Consider the following 16,487-nt stretch of genomic DNA (forward strand, 5'->3'; position numbering starts at 1 on the left):
TATTAAACTGTCCATTTTACGGGGCTCAGTTCAAACTAGTCTGTCGGGTTTCGTTGTTAAATCGGCTTCAGTTTTCTCTCAATCTCTGCTCGGCGTGGCTCTAAGAAAGGCGGCAACGCCAGGCGTTCCCCGAGCGTTTCGACGGGCTCATCGGTCGCAAACCCCGGTCCATCGGTCGCGAGCTCGACCAAGATGCCGCTCGGCTCGCGGAAGTAAATCGATTTGAAATAGTAGCGGTCAACCAGTCCGGAATGACTAATGCCGAACGCATCGAGTCGCTCGACCCAACGCCCCATCTCGGCATCGTCCTCGACGCGAATCGCGACGTGATGGACGCTGCCCCGTCCCGGCCGTTCCGACGGTAGGTCGGGACGCCCGACGAGATGAATCTCCGTCCCCACACCTCCGTCACCCGTCTCGAAGACACGCACCACTTGACCGTCCCGTTCGATTTCGGTCGAAAAGCGATAGCCGAGCAGGTCCGTCAACACCCGCTCCGTCTTCTCCGGTCGCCGAACCGTCCATTCGCTAAATCCGAGACCGAAGACGGCAGCGTCAGCAGAGACCGGCCCCTGTCTCCACGGCGTACCCGTCCCGCCTTCCACGAGACAGAGCCGTTGCCCCTCTTCATCCTCGAAGTAGAGCGTCGGCCGTCCGAGCACGGCCGTCACTTCGTCATGCAGCACACCGAACGCAGCAAACCGCTCAAGCCAGTACGGCAACGCCCCTGCCGGCACGCGGAGCGCCGTCCGCGAGATGCTGCTGCTTCCTCGATACGTCTGCCCGAGAAACGGCAGCTCAAAAAATGTCAAATCCGTCCCCGCCGCGCCCGTCTCGTCCGCATAAAATAAATGATACATCGACGGATCATCTTGGTTGACCGTCTTTTTAACGAGCCGCATCCCGAGAACTTCCGTGTAGAATCGTAAGTTTTTCTTGGCATCCCCCGTCATCGCCGAGACATGATGCTGTCCTAAAATCGCCTTCATCAACCTCCCCCCTTCCACATTTGGTTCTATTGTACCACCCGCAAATAAGTAAAGTCAGCTTTACATTAAGTAAAGTTTACTTTACACTATAACTAGAAACAAGAAATGAGGTGGCACCATGCCATTAGTCAATCGCGTCAAAGAGTTGCGGGCCCGGCATCAATTGACACAAGGCGACCTTGCGGCCAAGGTCGGTGTGACGAGACAGACGATCATCTCGCTCGAGAAAGGGAGCTACACCCCGTCGCTCCTGCTGGCGATGCAAATCGCCCGCGTGTTCGAGGAACCGGTCGAATCGATTTTTACGATTGAGGAGGAAACAATTTGAAACATGTCGTCATTCAGTCCATCTCCAGCATTATCCTGTACATCTTGATGGCATTTCTATTCAGCTCGTTCGTGTCCGATGTGACCACGGTTATTGAAACCGAGCGATTCGAAATCGAATTTAACATGGTGCCGCTGTTGTTGCTAGTCGGCTTCTTTATTGTATGGAGCGTCTATTCGTTCAACACCCGACCAAATCGCGACATGAGTTTTTGGAAATGGTCGATCCGGATGACCGAGTTCAGTGACGTCGATGAACGCGAACAAGTGATCACGGCGAAAGCGACGAAAGCGGCCTACGTCTCATTCGGAATATCGGTGCCGCTGCTCATGTCGTCGTTCATGTTTTATCCGCTGTTCGAAGACGCGCTCCCGACCTACCCGATCTACGCGCTCGCCTCGACACTCATCATCTCGACGCTCGTTTACATGACGACTTGGATTCGGGCCTATACTCATTAAGAAATTCATTCCAAACCGATGAAGCCGATGACTGACTAAAGTGGCGCGACATATGCCATTTTGGTCAGTTTTGTCTTTTGCACGTGCCGGTGTCAAAACCACATGTCCTTTAGAGGGTTATATTTATCGATTACAGAATATAACATCATCACAATGTGAAAGTGGAGGTCATTGCTATGAATACACCAACATGATTATTGGTGGTCCTCAGATTGATTCTGCTGGTTTGGATCGGCGTTTCGCTTACGTTGCCTTCAAAGCTATATGCAGGCTCAAGTGATGGACAATGGGAAGCGGAATACGATGTCGGGAACTCGATTAAGAATATTTGGCGAGGTCAGCTGTACTGGGACGGGATGAAGGGCGACATCACCGCTCTTGATTTTTATAGAGATGGACAACTCCTGACGGGCGATTTAGATTGGTCTCCTCATGAATATATCGACTTGGCAGCTACGGACCAAACGGAATTTATTTATTTTGGTGAAGTCCCAACAGACTCTTCTGAGTACACGTTACGCATCAAATGGCGCAATGAAGGCGAAGAATTTGAACAAGTTTTAAGTTTCAAAGACAAGAAACGCTTTTTTGTGATACCAAAACTCGGTTAGGAATTCACCTCGAATTCCTTTTTTTGTGTCGATTTTTCGTCGAGTCGGGCGTCGTGATTGCCAATTTTGTCTCGTCGTGCTTATATATAACTAAATGGTTATATACTAATTCGTTGAAGGAGTCTTGTCTTGTGAAAACCGTCGATTTGACGACCGGACGTGTGCAGAGCGTCATTTTGGCGCTCGCCCTTCCGCTCGTCGGCAGTTCGCTCTTACAGTTCACGTATAGTCTCGTCGATATGTTTTGGGTCGGTGCGCTCGGTAGCGACGCCGTCGCCAGTATCGGTGCGGCCAGTTTTTATATTATGCTCGGCCAGGCGATTCAATCGTTACTTGTCGTCGGCGCCGGCATCAAAGTGTCGCAAGCCGTCGGCAGGCGGGACCAACAGTTGATCCAACGTTACGTCAAGGCCGGAAAACGAGGTAACCTCGTCCTCGGCCTGTTCTTCTTGACGCTCCTCGTCGCCTTTGGTCAGACGCTGATCGGCTTTTTGAATATGAACGCACCAACCGTCGAGCGGCTCGCTTACAGCTACTTGCTCGTAAGCGCACCGATGCTGTTGTTCTCGTTCTTCAACTTGCTGTACGCCCGCATATTCAGCGCTTTCGGCAATACGACGACAGCGATGCGGATCAATGCGACCGGGGTCACGCTCAACATGATCTTGTCGCCGCTCTTCATCTATCCGCTCGGTCTCGGCGTGCTCGGGGCCGGTCTGGCGACACTCGTCGCCAACGCCGTCATGTTCGGCTTCTTCTGGCATCGGGCTCGCGCGCTCTTTGACTGGGACGAGACGGTCGAACCCGTTCGCGCGGACTATACAGAGATCGTTCGCCTCGGCTTCCCGATGGCGACACAACGCGTCCTCTTTACCGTCATCAGTATCTTTCTCGCCCGCATGATCGGATCGTACGGGACGGAAGCAATCGCCGCCCAGCGCATCGGCCTACAGATCGAGTCGATTGCCTACATGATGATCGGCGGACTGAACGGGGCGATTGCGAGCTATACCGGCCAAAATATCGGCGCCCGACAGATTGAACGCGTGCACGAAGGGTATCGCGTGACGACGCACCTCGGTATGCTCTATACCGGGCTGATCACGCTCGTATTCCTCTTCTTCCCGGACGTGCTCATCCGCGCCTTCGTCGATGATCCGACTACGATTGAAATCGGGGCCAGCTATTTACGTATCATCAGCGTCTCCCTCATCTTCGCCTCGCTCGAGATGATCGGGAACGGTTATTTCTCCGGACTCGGGCTACCGAAGATCCCGGCGATGATCTCTATCGTCTTCACCGTCGCTAGGATCCCGCTCGCTATCCTCCTCGAGCCGTATCTCGGCATCGACGCCATCTGGTGGAGTATCGCCATCTCGAGCATCGTTAAAGGGCTCGTCTCGGCACTATTTGTTCGACTAAAGAAAAAGGAAGTGACTTCACTTGCAGAAGCGATTTAAGCAATTATCCAAGCAACTTCTCACGAGCGGACGGTTCGCGATTGAACGCGAAATGCTACGTGTGACAACAGACGGGACGCTCGCCGTGACGAAACATCCGTCAAGTCTCGGCGACAAAGCGACGCACCCGTATATTACGACCGATTTTTCCGAGAGCCAGATCGAACTGATCACGCCGACGTTCCCGACCGTCGAAGCGGCACATAACTTTTTAGAGACGCTTTATGACATCACGGCGCTAAATATCGGCGACGAGCGGCTTTGGCCACAGTCGATGCCGTGCCCGTTGCCGGACGGCGGCGTCATCCCGCTCGCCGACTTCGGCAGTTCCGGTATTGAGGCCGGCCGTTACCGTGAACATCTGCTTCAAAAGTACGGGGCGAAAAAACAGCTCATCTCCGGGATCCATTTCAACTTCTCGTTCTCGGACGAGTTGATCGCCGCGTTATATGAAGGGTCTCCCGAGCAATATGACCGCTTCAAAAACGAGCTCTATTTGAAGCTCGTCCGCAACTATTTGCGCCTGCGCTGGCTCGCTGTCTACTTGCTCGGCGGAACGCCTGCCGTCCATACGAGCTACGAGGAACGTTGCGTCAGCCAAATGCAGGCGTTGAACGAGGACGTCTACTCGAATACGACGGCGCTGTCGTACCGAAATAGTGACTGCGGTTATACGAACGTCGAACCGCTCTATCCGAACTATGCGACGCTCCCAGACTATGCGAGTAGCGTCCGCCGTTTGATCGCCAAAGGCGACATCGCCAACCCGAACGAGCTGTACTCGCCGATTCGACTGAAGACGTCACGCGGCGGAAATGACCTCGACCGGCTCGAGAAGAACGGCATCGATTATATCGAGATTCGCAACATCGACCTCAATCCGTTCGAGAAGACCGGTATCGCACTCGATGATTTGCGATTCCTGCACGTCTTCTTGCTCTATTTAGCGTTGAAAGACGAGACTGACTTCGCGGACTGGCAAGCCGAGGCGTTCCGTAACCAACAGCTCGTCGCCAAAGAGGGACTATCGCCGTCACTCGTCCTCGAACGTGATGGCGAGCCGGTCGCTCTGCAAACGTTCGCCCGTGACCTCGTCGCTGACATCGAGTCGTTCAACGCGCAACACGACCTCGGTTTTGCTGACGTCTTCGCGTCCGTCCGGGAACGGATTGACAACGTCGAAGCGACCTACTCGGCCCGGCTGACAAAAGTCATGACCGACGAAGGCTATACGACCTGGTCACTCCGCCAAGCCGAGACGTATTATGAAGATGCGTTCGCCAACCGGTTCCGGATGCACGGCTATACGGACATGGAACTGTCGACGCAAATTTTGATGAAGTCGGCCTTAAAACGAGGTTACGCGGTCGATGTCGTCGACCGGGACGACCAATTCATCCGTCTTCGTCACGGCAATCGGGTCGAGTACGTCAGACAAGCGACGAAAACGTCGAAAGATAACTACGTGTCGGTGCTGATGATGGAAAACAAGACGGTGACAAAACATGTGCTCGCCGAACACGGCATCCACGTCCCTGGGGGTGTCGAGTTGCGCAGTGAAGACGACTTGCGTAACGTCTGGTCCGAGTTTTCCGCTCAGCCAATCGTCCTGAAGCCGAAATCGACGAACTTCGGGATTGGCATCCACATCTTCAAAGACGGGACGACGCTCGACGAGGCGCTCGAGGCGTTCCGTCATGCCAACACGTTCGACGACGTCGTCTTGCTCGAGACGTTTTTACCGGGGAAAGAATATCGTTTCCTCGTCATCGGTGATAAGGTCGCCGGCATCTTGCACCGCGTCCCGGCGAATGTGACCGGGGACGGTGTCTCGACGATCCGCGAGCTCGTTGCGAAGAAAAATGAGGATCCGCTCCGCGGCAAAGGCTATAAGACACCGCTCGAGAAGATCGAGATCGACGACATCGTCGTATCGTTCCTGCGTCCGCAAGGCAAAACTCCTGACAGCGTCCTCGCTGACGGCGAACGCGTCTTCTTGCGCGAGAACTCGAACATTAGCACAGGTGGCGACAGCATCGACTATACGGACCAAATCTCTGACTTTTATAAACAGGTCGCGGTCGATTCGGCGAAAGCAATCGGTGCCACGATTTGCGGCGTCGATATGATGATCCCGTCGCTTGACGCAGAAAATGACTACGGCATCATCGAATTGAACTTCAACCCGGCCATCCATATCCATTCCTTCCCGTACGAAGGGAAAGAACGTCCCATCGGCGAGACGGTGCTCGATTTGTTGTTTGACTGATCAGGTTGGAAGGACGCTCAATTCGGGAATAAGGACTACATCGTTTCAAGTCGGTGTACCGTACTTTCTCTAGAGAGGAGTCTTTCAAATGGGAACCGTCAAATCGCACGTCGAAGGTAAGACGTTGGTTGTTGAGCGGAGTTTCAAAGCGCCACGTGAGCTCGTGTTCGAGGCATTCTCAAGCCCGGCTCACTTAGAGGCGTGGTGGGGACCTGCGGGATGGAAAACAGACATCCGCACGTTTGAGTTTGAACCGGGTGGGACATGGCATTATTGCATGACCTGTGTCGATGAGGACCAAGTCGATTATGTCGGGATGGAGTCATGGGGCAAGGCGACGTTCCTTGAAATCGATCCCCATTCCCGGATTGTCTACCTTGATGCTTTTGCAGACGAGGCGGGGAACGTCAATCCCGACTTCCCGGTCATGACGATCACGAACGAATTTATCGACATTCCGGACGGGACGTTGCTCGTCAGCCGCTCCGAGTTCACAGACGATGCTGCTCTCAAACAGGTCGTCGAAATGGGCGCCGTCGAAGGCTTCTCGTCACAACTCGATCGTCTCAACGCCATCGTCTCGAGATAACCAAAACCGCCCGCACCTCGGTTGAGATGCGGGCGGTTTTTTGTTAAAACAGAAAATAACTAACAATCAAGATGAGCGTGAAGATGAACACCATCCCGATGGCGAGCGCGACGAGGCTCATCTTCGCCGACTTGAACTGCTGCGAGTTGATCGTGTGCACTTTCTTCAAGTACGACCGTGTCCCGACGAGGATCGTCGCGATACCGAAGATGATCGACAAAATGCCGATCGCCGTGATCAGTTGATGCTCGGCCCCGCTCAAGTTCTCACTTCGATAGTAATGAAAGTTCGTCACGAGGAAGCCGATCCCGATGACGGTGATGGCCGTCCGGATCCAGGCGAGGAACGTCCGCTCGTTGGCGAGGTGCTGTTGAATGTACTGTGAATCGACCGTCTTCTCTAAATCTAGTTTCATAACTTCCCCTCTTTCTAGCCGTCGTAGTCGATCAACCGATTTTTCAACGCGAACTGGACGAGCTCGTGTCGATGCTTGATTTGAAGTTTCTGCATGATGCGTCCTTTATGGTTCTCGACCGTCTTCGGACTGATGCCGAGTTTCTCTCCAATCTCGATATTTCCGTAACCGAGCGTTGTCAAACGTACAATTTCCGACTCACGCCGCGTCAGCACCGACTCTGTCTTTTGCGATGCTGCTTTCTCGATAAACGCTTCCGACAGAGACGTTGCATAGTAACGCTTCCCTTCCATCACTTGCTTGATGCCGTCGACGAGCTGGGCCGGATCACTATTTTTGGATAAATAGCCGGGCACACCGAGCTCGAGCGCGCGTTTGATGTAAAGCTCCTCATCGTGCATCGTGAGCAGGATGACTTTGGCGGTCGGTACTTCTTGCGCTAACGCTTTTGCCGTCATAAATCCGTCGAGTCCGTTCGGCATCGTGATGTCGAGCAAGACGACGTCCGGTATCGTCCGCATCGCTTCCTGGATGGCTGTCGTCCCTTCGGCCGCTTCCCCGACAACGTTGATGTCTTTATAGGGACGAAACATCAACTTCAATCCACGCCGGACGAGTTCGTGGTCATCGACAATCAGCACATCAATCGGTGTCATAGCGACCTCGCTCAATCGGAACGGACACTGAAATTTCAGTGCCTTGTCCGATGACTGATTCGAGTGTAAACGTACCGTGAATCGTTTTCGTCCGTTCTTCCATATGACGAAGCCCTAATCCTTTCGCCACTCGTTGTTGATCGAACCCGTTCCCGTCATCTTTAAACAGCACATCGATTTGTCCGTCATGCTCGACGATGCGGCAATCGATCGTACTCGCCTGTGCATACTTCATGCTATTGACGAGCGCCTCTTGGACGATGCGATACACGTTGATTTCGATGACGCGCTCATAGCGGTCAGCTAAACGAATGTCGGTCCGAAACGTGACGAGCGGGTATCTGGTGGCAAAACTATCAACTAACACGTTCAACGCCGAGCCGAGTCCGAATTGATCCAGCTCGATCGGGCGCAGTTGTTTCGAATAGCCGCGCACGTTATCGATCAGTCGGCCCACTTCGGCGAGTACGGATTCGATGTAGTCTTTTTTGTCTGGGTCGGATACATCGGACTGGAGCGCACCGAGGGCGAGGGCGATGCTGAACAACGATTGACCGACCCCGTCGTGGAGTTCTTGGGCGAGCCGTTCGTGCTCTTCCTCCCGGGCTCGAATCAATTCCCACACCATCTGTTCGCGAAGCGCATGCGCTTCCCGGCGCTTGCGTTCCGTAAAATCGCGAAGCACGAGCAAATAGTACGTCGCACCCGATATCGGATCGTTCAAAATTCGCGCCGTATTCATCTCCACGTCGACCATCTTTCCCGAATATGTCGGCATCTCTGACGTGAAGTACGGGGAGCGCTCATGTTGGATCAAGTAGCATCGATCTTCGTCCGGACCGATTTCACGTCGTTGACAAAATGAACAGTACGGGACAGGTTCTCCTAGCCGCCACCCGGTCAATTGTTCGGCTGCCTCGTTCATCGTGATGATGTTTCGATCATGGTCCATCACGATGACCCCGTCTTTTAGGACATTTAAGATCTGGCGTTCAAAATCTTGAAGTGCCAATCCGCCCCCTCCTTTCTGTCTGCCTTCTCGTTTCCCCCATCATACCCCCGCGGGTAATTGTTGCCAACTATTTGAGCATACAGAAACCGGACGTGATGCATTCACGTCCGGACCGGTTCATTATTTTTTTGTTTGTTCGGACAATACTTCGACCGTCGCCTGCATATACTTGAGGCCATGCTGGACCGATGGCTCTTTCAGCCAACGAACGAGCGAGAACAACGTGATGTTGCGGTCATCGCGTTCAGCCCGTGCTCGGATTTCGGTGAGCATCGTACGCGTGGCGTCGGCTTTCCCTTTTACCGGTGCGACGTATTCATCGACCCGTTGACCGATCAGTTCTCGTGTCTGCTCGTCCGCGTAGACGTCTTGTGCGAAGGCGAGTACTTGTTCAAGCTGGTTCGTCACCTGGAGCAACATCGGCAACTTCTCGGCGAGCTTGACCGCCGCCTCGAGCGTCTCGACTTGTAAATTCGATGAGTCGAGGAGCGTATCGACTTTTTGTCTCACTTGCTGGTCGTTCATCGTCGCCATCCCGAAATCAACAGCGTCTTCGAGGCGGCGAAGCGACTTCTCAATCTCGGGCAATCGTTCGACGAGGGAGACGAGCGCTTGCTCGACGTCCGGCCGCGTCAACACAGATTCTAATGTCTGTTCTTTCGTTGGTGTACGTTCCATCGTCTTCTCCCCCTTTCTCACATCGTCCCTTTCAACATCCCGTTCCAATACATGACTGGAAGAAAGTCTTTTTTCAAGATATACATGCTATGGCGTTCTTTCGCTTGATTGAACGGCATCGACTCTTGTGGTACTTTCTCGTAATCGAACTCAGCCAAGATAAGCTTGTTGTAGCCTGTGACGATTGGGCAAGACGAGTAGCCGTCATACGACGCGACCGGAACTTGGCCATACATGAGGTCGCCCACATTTTTAGCGACGACGGGCGCTTGTTTCCGAATCGCGGCACCGGTCTTCGACGTCGGTAAATTCGTGCAGTCACCGAGTCCGAAGACATTTTTATACTGTTTATGTTGAAGCGTGTACATATCGACATCGACCCATCCGCCCGCGTCCGCAAGCTTGCTTTCTCGAATGAATGTCGGTGCTTGCATCGGTGGCGTGACGTGAATCATGTCATAGCGCATCTCGAACGTTTCACCGCTATCTAACTGTTCAAAGACAGCGACTTTGTCGTCTGCTTTAATCTCGATTAAATTGACACGGAAATGTGTGTCAATCCGTTTTCGTTCGAGTACTTTTTCGAGCGCCGTCCGATATTTGGCAACATCAAAGATAGCCGGGTTGGCCGATCCGAAGACGATTTTACTGTTATCGCGGACACCTGTTTTCACAAAGTAGTCTTCCGCCATATACATAATTTTTTGCGGGGCCCCGCCACACTTCACAGGTGATGCTGGGTGCGTGAACAACGCGGTACCGCCCTCAAAACCCCTAAGGGTATCCCACGTGTAGTCGACGTGTTGATACGAGTAGTTGCTACATACTTGTTTCGTCCCAAGCGCTGCTTCTAATCCTTTGATCCGACCCCAATCGATCTCAATCCCCGACGCGACGACCAAGTAGTCGTAATAAATCGTCCCGTTGACAGCCGTCTCGACTTGATTGGCTTCTGGGTCGAAGCTGACTACCTTGTCCTGAAGCCATTTCGCACCTTTTGGGATGAGTGTCGCCATGTCTCGCTCCGACTCTTCTTTTTTCGCGGCTCCGGCTCCGACGAGCGTCCAAAGCGGTTGATAGTAGTGTTTCGTTTCAGGATCGATCAGCAAAACCTCATCGGCTAAATGATGTTTTTCACGAAGCAGGCGCGCAGCGACGCTAATCCCTCCGGTACCGGCTCCGACGATGACAACTCGATAATGAGTACGCATAAAGCAATTCCCCTTTCGTTTCCGTAGATGACCGACAAAATTATGTCAATTCAGTGAACTTACCCACGCCTTCAGCATAGTTGAAAGCGCATACAACTTATATAGGGGAAGTCCCTCAATTTCTCCCGGACTATAGGACGCAACTATGATCGTCGTCATCTAGTCATGAAGTGCCCCAGTTGTTTTCCTGGGTCAATCTGTGAGTTAAATCACTTCACCCGACGTGATTTCCTCATCAAAACGGCATAGGGGATTCCCCTCATTTGACGAGGAAAGTATTGACTCCATTATACCATAGGGGGTATAAATTGGTTATCTAATTTTTTAGGAGGACTTTTTCACAATGACACAACGACCTTATCATCCGCTCTACTTCTTATCAGCACTCGGTAACGGCGGGCTCGCCGTCTCGTTCTTTATGTATTTCATGTTTTTGATTCCGCATCCGGATTCACCACTCCCCCATTTCGATCATTTGCGGGCCACGTTTGAGAAAGGAGGAACTGCGCAAATTCTCGTTGTCGCTGTCTCCCTCATCATCTTGGCGCTCGCGGTGAACCATTTCCGCCTGCTCATTTGGAACGTCCGCTCGTTCCACACGTACAAGCGAACGTCGGCTTATCAGGCTCTCAAAGGCACTCCGGGTGAAGTGGCGGTCATGGCCGAACCGCTTACATACGCGATGAGCGTCAACGTCGTGTTCATTCTCGGCGCCTTGTTCGTCCCTGGACTATGGGCCAACGTCCAATCACTCTTCCCGTTCGCCTTGCTCGCATTCTTGGCAATCGGCGTCTACGCGCTCGTGCTTTATGTTCAGTACATCTCCAACGTTATGGCGAACGGTAAATTCCCGGTCGACAACTTGAATCAATTCGGACAATTTTTAGGAGCGTTCGCGTTTGTCATGGTCGCTGTCGGTTTAGCGAGCCCTGCCGCGATGTCGACGACACCATGGGTCTATGTCACATCGACGGTCGCCTCCCTCTTGTTCTTAGCGCTCGTCAGCGGTATCCTCCTCTTCTTCGGCGGTATGAGTTTACGTGCCGTATTGGCGAAAGGTCTGGCCAAACCTGGCGCACCGACCGTCTGGTTACTGATTCCGATCTTCACGCTCACTGGAATCACGTTCGTTCGAATCTATTCGATGGTGTCGCACCGGCTACTCGAGACACATGTCAACACGGCGCTACTGTTCGTCGTACTCGGCTTCCTGTTCATGGCGAGCACTGCCGTCGGCTTGATCGGATTCCGTGTATTGCGTCGTCTCGACTATTTCAACGAACAGCCTGATGGCGCGGCGAGCTTCGGCCTCATCTGCCCAGGTGTCGCCTACGTTGTCCTCGGTATGTTCTTCGTCCACTGGGGACTCGTTCAAAACGACTTCATCACAGCGCATAGTCTGATGCACTACGTCATCTTGTCACCGCTCGTATTCGTCCAAGCGAAGACGATCCAATGGCTCATCACACTGTCGGTCAAACACCTTTCACTACGAAAAAACGTATCCAAACTTGAGGCCGCGTAAGCATCGTTCCTCAACAAAAGCCCTGTCGAAACGATTGTTTCTTCAGGGCTTTTGTTATTGTTGATGGGAGAGTACCTCGAACAACTTGTCGAGCCGAGACGTATCGATGTCTAAAAACGCATCCCCGACACTGATCTCGGTCGAACAATGACCGTCATGCGGCACGACGTACCCGGTGATGCCGATGCCTGTCTCCGTTTGGACACGCTCGATCCAATTCGAGACGGTTTCTGCGTCCCCATTCATATGAAGGTGGAACATGTTCGTCACCGGCACATCCGGCGTCGTCCAGACACCGTCGAGCGCATTGAACCGGGTTGCGAGCGCTTTGGCATGTTCGTAGTACGTTCCCATTCGGTCTTTCCTGAGCTCATAGTAGTAGTCGGCCGGGGTGATGTACGGGTATAAGCCGATCAAGTCGCCGCCATAGCGCCGTTTCCAGATTCTTGCCTCGTCACAGAACGCTTTCGGTCCGCCCAAAATCGCCCCGGCGACACCGCCGATCCCTTTGTAGAACGAGACGTAGACGCTATCGAACAAGGCGCATACTTCTTCGGCCGTCTTCTCATAATATGGTAACGTCTCGAACAGGCGGGCCCCATCGAGATGCAGATGAATCCCCCGATCCCGGCAGTGCCGGCTGATCGCTTCAAGCTCATCAAACGGTGGCAAATAACCGCCGAGCTCACGTTGCGGCAACTCGACCAACAGGCAAGCGACGTCCGGTAACGCCTTCACTTCTTCAAGCGTCATCAATCGGTCCGCTCCCCCGATCAAAAGCGGCTCGAGGTGATGCAGCTGTCTCAACCCGTCTTGTTCATGAATCTCCAAGTGACAGAGCGGGTGATAGGCGACGCTTCGATTCCCTGTCTTGTCCGACCAGATGCGTAAGGCGATCTGTTGTGCCATCGTGCCGCTCGGAAAGAAGACAGCGGCTTCCGTCCCGAGCCGCGTGGCGAGCTTTTGTTCGAATTGTTCGATGACCTCGCCCGTCCCATAATGGTCGCTCGTTTGCTCCGGGTCGGCTTGCTCAAACGCGCGCTGTAAGACGCCGACGTTCCGTTTCCCGTGCCCGCTCAGTTGATGCGTCGTCTGTTGATATGACGTCCGTAAATCCATGTCATCCCCTCCAAAAGAAGCCCCTTGTCACGAGACAAGAGGCCAAGATTTAGTCGCGTACGCGGACGATCAACTTGCCTCGTACTTTCCGCGTCTGAAGCTGTTCGAGTCCGTCTTTCAAGCGGTCGAACGGCAATACGTCGGTGACGAGGTCGTTCAGTTCACCCGTTTCGAGCAGTTTCATCAACTCCTCGGCCATATACGCCAAGTTGCGAATCGCACGCTCGTCTTCGCTCGCATGGGCCGCACCGAGGGCGACTTCATGGATCGATGGTGACAGCGTGAACCCTTTCATGTTCGACATGTCAGGCGGACCGGCGATATGAGCGAGCTGTCCGCTGAAGGCGAGGCGATCGAGATCGGCTGTTGCCACGTCGCGGCCGACAGTGTTCAAAATTAGATCGACACCACGGCCGTCCGTCAGTTCCATGATTCGTTCCGTCACGTCCTCGACGTTGTAGTCGATTGCGACGTCGGCACCGAGTGATGTGACCCAATCAAAGTTTTCCGGCGATGCCGTCGTGAATACTTTGAGACCGAGCTTTTTCGCGAGCTGAATCGCGTAGCCGCCGACCCCGCCCGCTCCGGCGTGGACGAGAATCGTCTCTTTGTCGCGCGTGTTCAGCTTCTGCATGACTGCTTCATACGCCGTCATGCCGGCACAGAGGATGGCTGCTGCCGCTTCGTCGCTCACGTCTTGCGGTACGACGGCACAAGCACGGGCGTCGACGACAGCGTACTCGGCGAAGCCTCCGTTGTTCGCGAGACTCGTATGGACGGCGACGCGGGAGCCGGTGATGATGTTGGCGATGCTCGATCCGACTTCGACGACTTCGCCGACGAGGTCGACGCCGAGGATGTGCGGGTATGCCCAGTTCGGGTTGCCGTTCGTGCCGACTTTATAGTCGACCGGGTTCAAGGCGACCGCTTCGACTTTGATGAGCAGTTCGCCCGCTCCCGGGGTCGGTCGTTCGATGTCCCCGAGGTTCATATTATCTAGGCCAGGTTGTTCAAGTAGCCATGCTTTCATGATTAGTACGCTCCTTCCGAATATGTCAGTTCATACGAATGCGAGTAGATCTCGACGAGGTTGCCGAACGGATCTTCACAGTACACCATCCGGTACGGCTTATCGCCCGGGTAATACTCGCGGATCGGCATCCGTTGTTTGCCACCGTGGGCGACAATCTTCTCGACGAGCCCTTCGATGTCTGGGTCTTGGACGCAATAGTGGAAGATGCCTGTTTTCCAAAACTCGAAATTATTCTCCGGTTTCTCGTTGTTCGGGAACTCGAACAGCTCGATGCCGATCTTGTCACCGGTCGACATGTGGGCGATGCGGAACTTGCCCCAGCCCGGGCCGAACACGTCGGTGCACATGACGCCGATCGGTGAGTCATCCTCAACGACGTCCGACGGTTGCATGATCGTGTACCAGCCCATCACGTCTTCATAAAATTTCACTGCTTCCGTCACACTGGGGACTGATAGCCCGATATGTGAGAATGTACGTGGATAAGTCAAATTGATCCGCTCCTTTTTGGTTGCTCATTTGGGTCGATAACGATAAGATACCTTCATCGTAGCAAGAAAAAAAGTACGCACATTGAAGTAACTACCCGAAAGCGAGGCGAACTGAACATGACGACCCCGTTCCCCGTCAACAAGGCGCTCGACATCATCGGCGGTAAATGGCGTCCACAAGTGTACTGCACGCTCGAGACCGGCCCGCGCCGCTTCTCGGAGATTCAGCGCGCCATCCCCGACGTCAGCCGCAAAGTGTTGACCGACCAACTGCGCGAACTCGAACAGCTCGGCATGGTCCGACGCGACGACTATTCGACCGACAAACAGCTCCACGTCGAATACTCCCTCACCGAGGAGGCGTTTAGCCTGCAACCAGCGATGAAGGCGCTCTGCTCTTGGGGCGAAACCCGAGACGAATAAACCCTCGCCAAGTCCAGGCGAGGGTTTTGTCATGACGCGAATAGGCTGATGAGGTTCCCGTCCGGATCGACGACGATGGCGTAACGTTGTCCCCAAAACGCGTCCCACGGCTCACGATGAATCACGTATCCTTGTTTGAAGATAGCTTCAAACAGTGTATCGAGCGCTTCACGGCTGTCGCACAGGAAAGCGAGCTCGACCCGATGCCCCGATGCCGGTTTCCATTCCCCATACACCGACTCCGCGACCTCGACTGTGTCAAAGGCGAGCCGGACGCCGCCTTCGTCAACTTCAACGTGCGCTTCCCCGTTCATTGATGCTGGAATCGACAGTCCGAGCAGCCGATAGAAGTCGAGCGCTCGCTTCATATCCTCGACGACGATGCCGACCATATCTAGTTTGATTCCCATGTGGTCACCTCACTTCTTGAATTGATGGTACTATCGAAAGTGTAGCACCTATCCATCCTTTTGAAACGAGGAAATCACTATGACGTATAAGTTCGCTTTGATGACACAAGCGCAGGCCGAAACAATCGCCTTCAGTTGGCATTACGATGGAGAGTATGCTTTTTACGATATGGAGGCTGACGAAGACGACTTGGCCGAGTTTTTAGACACCGAACAACGAGGGCAATCGGTATTCGCCATCACGAACGATGGCGAACTGGTCGGTTTCGTTAGCGTGCATCAAACAGACGCCGATACGATTGACCTCGGTTTAGGCATGAAGCCAGGTCTGACCGGAAATGGGACCGGACGAGCGTTCGTCACCTCGATTCTTGATTTCATCGAATCTACGTTCGACCCAAATCGTATCACCTTGTCGGTTGCCACGTTCAACGTGCGGGCGATTCGCGTGTATGAAGCTTGCGGGTTTCGACAAGTGGCTTCGTTTCAACAAGACACGAACGGGAGTACGTTCGACTTCATCGCATTAGAACGCAAAAAGCGCCCTCAGGATAGATTGAGGGCACTGAAAAACTTCAAATAATTTTGAGCAGAGGAGCGTCATCCCGGATGGGATGGCGCTCCTCTGCTTTCATTGCCCTTTAAAGCCGCCCTGTCCGGCACGCCGCTTTCCTGGGGGCGGTCAGCGAGCCGCATCGCGACGATGTCGCTGCTGGGTCTCGCCTTGCCCGCTGTTCCCCCGGGAGTCGGCGTGCCCTCGGGGCGACGCTGTACGTCCTTGCCGTTTCGGACTAAACTGGCTATAAC

General features: G+C 53.7%; 19 protein-coding genes. 9 read left to right on the forward strand and 10 right to left on the reverse strand.

Annotated elements, in window-relative coordinates; translation table 11 throughout:
- Nucleotides 1-56: 56 nt before the first annotated feature.
- Nucleotides 57-989, reverse strand: coding sequence for a ring-cleaving dioxygenase (locus tag BJU60_RS07535; protein WP_070328275.1), 933 nt, complete (start codon nucleotides 987-989; stop codon nucleotides 57-59).
- 118 nt (nucleotides 990-1,107) lie between these two features.
- On the opposite strand from BJU60_RS07535, the gene BJU60_RS07540 reads away from it, so the two are divergent.
- The 6 genes from BJU60_RS07540 (at nucleotide 1,108) to BJU60_RS07565 (ending at nucleotide 6,707) form a co-directional block, all read left to right on the forward strand.
- On the forward strand, nucleotides 1,108-1,317 hold the full coding sequence (locus tag BJU60_RS07540; protein ID WP_070328276.1) for a helix-turn-helix transcriptional regulator: 210 nt from the start codon (nucleotides 1,108-1,110) through the stop codon (nucleotides 1,315-1,317).
- Nucleotides 1,314-1,778 (forward strand): hypothetical protein, encoded by a 465-nt coding sequence (locus BJU60_RS07545; protein WP_070328277.1) that lies wholly within the window; start codon nucleotides 1,314-1,316, stop codon nucleotides 1,776-1,778. Before BJU60_RS07540 ends, BJU60_RS07545 begins: the two co-directional genes overlap by 4 nt.
- Before the next feature lie 200 nt (nucleotides 1,779-1,978).
- On the forward strand, nucleotides 1,979-2,389 hold the full coding sequence (locus BJU60_RS07550) for a hypothetical protein (RefSeq protein ID WP_070328278.1): 411 nt from the start codon (nucleotides 1,979-1,981) through the stop codon (nucleotides 2,387-2,389).
- Between the two features lie 131 nt (nucleotides 2,390-2,520).
- Nucleotides 2,521-3,849 (forward strand): MATE family efflux transporter, encoded by a 1,329-nt coding sequence (locus BJU60_RS07555; RefSeq protein ID WP_070328279.1) that lies wholly within the window; start codon nucleotides 2,521-2,523, stop codon nucleotides 3,847-3,849.
- Nucleotides 3,833-6,118: a bifunctional glutamate--cysteine ligase GshA/glutathione synthetase GshB gene (gshAB, locus tag BJU60_RS07560; RefSeq protein ID WP_070328280.1), complete on the forward strand. Its 2,286-nt coding sequence runs from the start codon at nucleotides 3,833-3,835 to the stop codon at nucleotides 6,116-6,118. Before BJU60_RS07555 ends, gshAB begins: the two co-directional genes overlap by 17 nt.
- 88 nt (nucleotides 6,119-6,206) lie before the next feature.
- Nucleotides 6,207-6,707 carry an SRPBCC family protein gene (locus BJU60_RS07565; protein ID WP_070328281.1) on the forward strand — a complete coding sequence of 167 codons (501 nt, stop codon included), beginning with the start codon at nucleotides 6,207-6,209 and terminating at the stop codon, nucleotides 6,705-6,707.
- A gap of 43 nt (nucleotides 6,708-6,750) precedes the next feature.
- On the opposite strand, the gene BJU60_RS07570 is transcribed toward BJU60_RS07565, so the two are convergent.
- The 5 genes from BJU60_RS07570 to BJU60_RS07590 all read right to left on the reverse strand — a co-directional run bounded on the left by BJU60_RS07570 (nucleotide 6,751) and on the right by BJU60_RS07590 (nucleotide 10,679).
- On the reverse strand, nucleotides 6,751-7,122 hold the full coding sequence (locus BJU60_RS07570; RefSeq protein WP_021066029.1) for a YidH family protein: 372 nt from the start codon (nucleotides 7,120-7,122) through the stop codon (nucleotides 6,751-6,753).
- 14 nt (nucleotides 7,123-7,136) lie between these two features.
- Nucleotides 7,137-7,778, reverse strand: a complete 642-nt coding sequence (locus tag BJU60_RS07575) for a response regulator (protein WP_070328282.1) — start codon at nucleotides 7,776-7,778, stop codon at nucleotides 7,137-7,139.
- A complete protein-coding gene (locus BJU60_RS07580; RefSeq protein WP_083274058.1) occupies nucleotides 7,765-8,790 on the reverse strand; it encodes a PAS domain-containing sensor histidine kinase in 1,026 nt (341 codons plus the stop codon). Before BJU60_RS07580 ends, BJU60_RS07575 begins: the two co-directional genes overlap by 14 nt.
- Nucleotides 8,791-8,910: 120 nt before the next feature.
- The gene (locus BJU60_RS07585) at nucleotides 8,911-9,468 is read right to left on the reverse strand and encodes a hypothetical protein (RefSeq protein WP_070328283.1); all 558 of its coding nucleotides are present in this window, start codon (nucleotides 9,466-9,468) and stop codon (nucleotides 8,911-8,913) included.
- Between the two features lie 17 nt (nucleotides 9,469-9,485).
- A complete protein-coding gene (locus BJU60_RS07590; RefSeq protein WP_070328284.1) occupies nucleotides 9,486-10,679 on the reverse strand; it encodes an FAD/NAD(P)-binding oxidoreductase in 1,194 nt (397 codons plus the stop codon).
- 343 nt (nucleotides 10,680-11,022) lie between these two features.
- Between BJU60_RS07590 and BJU60_RS07595 the strand changes: the two genes are divergently transcribed.
- Entirely contained in the window at nucleotides 11,023-12,204 is a 1,182-nt protein-coding gene (locus tag BJU60_RS07595; RefSeq protein ID WP_070328285.1) for a TsoY family (seleno)protein, read from the forward strand.
- A 54-nt stretch (nucleotides 12,205-12,258) separates the two neighbouring features.
- Here BJU60_RS07595 and BJU60_RS07600 read toward each other — a convergent pair whose 3' ends face one another.
- The 3 genes from BJU60_RS07600 to BJU60_RS07610 are packed head-to-tail and all read right to left on the reverse strand — an operon-like array spanning nucleotide 12,259 to nucleotide 14,847.
- Nucleotides 12,259-13,323: a threonine aldolase family protein gene (locus tag BJU60_RS07600; protein ID WP_070328286.1), complete on the reverse strand. Its 1,065-nt coding sequence runs from the start codon at nucleotides 13,321-13,323 to the stop codon at nucleotides 12,259-12,261.
- A 49-nt stretch (nucleotides 13,324-13,372) separates the two neighbouring features.
- Complete coding sequence (locus BJU60_RS07605; protein ID WP_070328287.1) at nucleotides 13,373-14,353, reverse strand: zinc-binding dehydrogenase; 981 nt, start codon at nucleotides 14,351-14,353, stop codon at nucleotides 13,373-13,375.
- A 2-nt stretch (nucleotides 14,354-14,355) separates the two neighbouring features.
- The gene (locus BJU60_RS07610) at nucleotides 14,356-14,847 is read right to left on the reverse strand and encodes a lactoylglutathione lyase family protein (RefSeq protein WP_070328288.1); all 492 of its coding nucleotides are present in this window, start codon (nucleotides 14,845-14,847) and stop codon (nucleotides 14,356-14,358) included.
- Nucleotides 14,848-14,964: 117 nt separating this feature from the next.
- Here BJU60_RS07610 and BJU60_RS07615 point away from each other — a divergent pair, with 117 nt between their 5' ends.
- Complete coding sequence (locus tag BJU60_RS07615; protein ID WP_070328289.1) at nucleotides 14,965-15,270, forward strand: winged helix-turn-helix transcriptional regulator; 306 nt, start codon at nucleotides 14,965-14,967, stop codon at nucleotides 15,268-15,270.
- 29 nt (nucleotides 15,271-15,299) lie between these two features.
- Here the strand turns inward: BJU60_RS07615 and BJU60_RS07620 are convergent, their stop codons facing one another.
- Complete coding sequence (locus BJU60_RS07620) at nucleotides 15,300-15,680, reverse strand: VOC family protein (RefSeq protein ID WP_070328290.1); 381 nt, start codon at nucleotides 15,678-15,680, stop codon at nucleotides 15,300-15,302.
- 79 nt (nucleotides 15,681-15,759) lie between these two features.
- Between BJU60_RS07620 and BJU60_RS07625 the strand changes: the two genes are divergently transcribed.
- Complete coding sequence (locus BJU60_RS07625; RefSeq protein ID WP_070328291.1) at nucleotides 15,760-16,263, forward strand: GNAT family N-acetyltransferase; 504 nt, start codon at nucleotides 15,760-15,762, stop codon at nucleotides 16,261-16,263.
- Nucleotides 16,264-16,487: the final 224 nt, after the last annotated feature.

The organism is Exiguobacterium aurantiacum (assembly GCF_001766415.1).
Classification (GTDB): domain Bacteria; phylum Bacillota; class Bacilli; order Exiguobacteriales; family Exiguobacteriaceae; genus Exiguobacterium; species Exiguobacterium aurantiacum_A.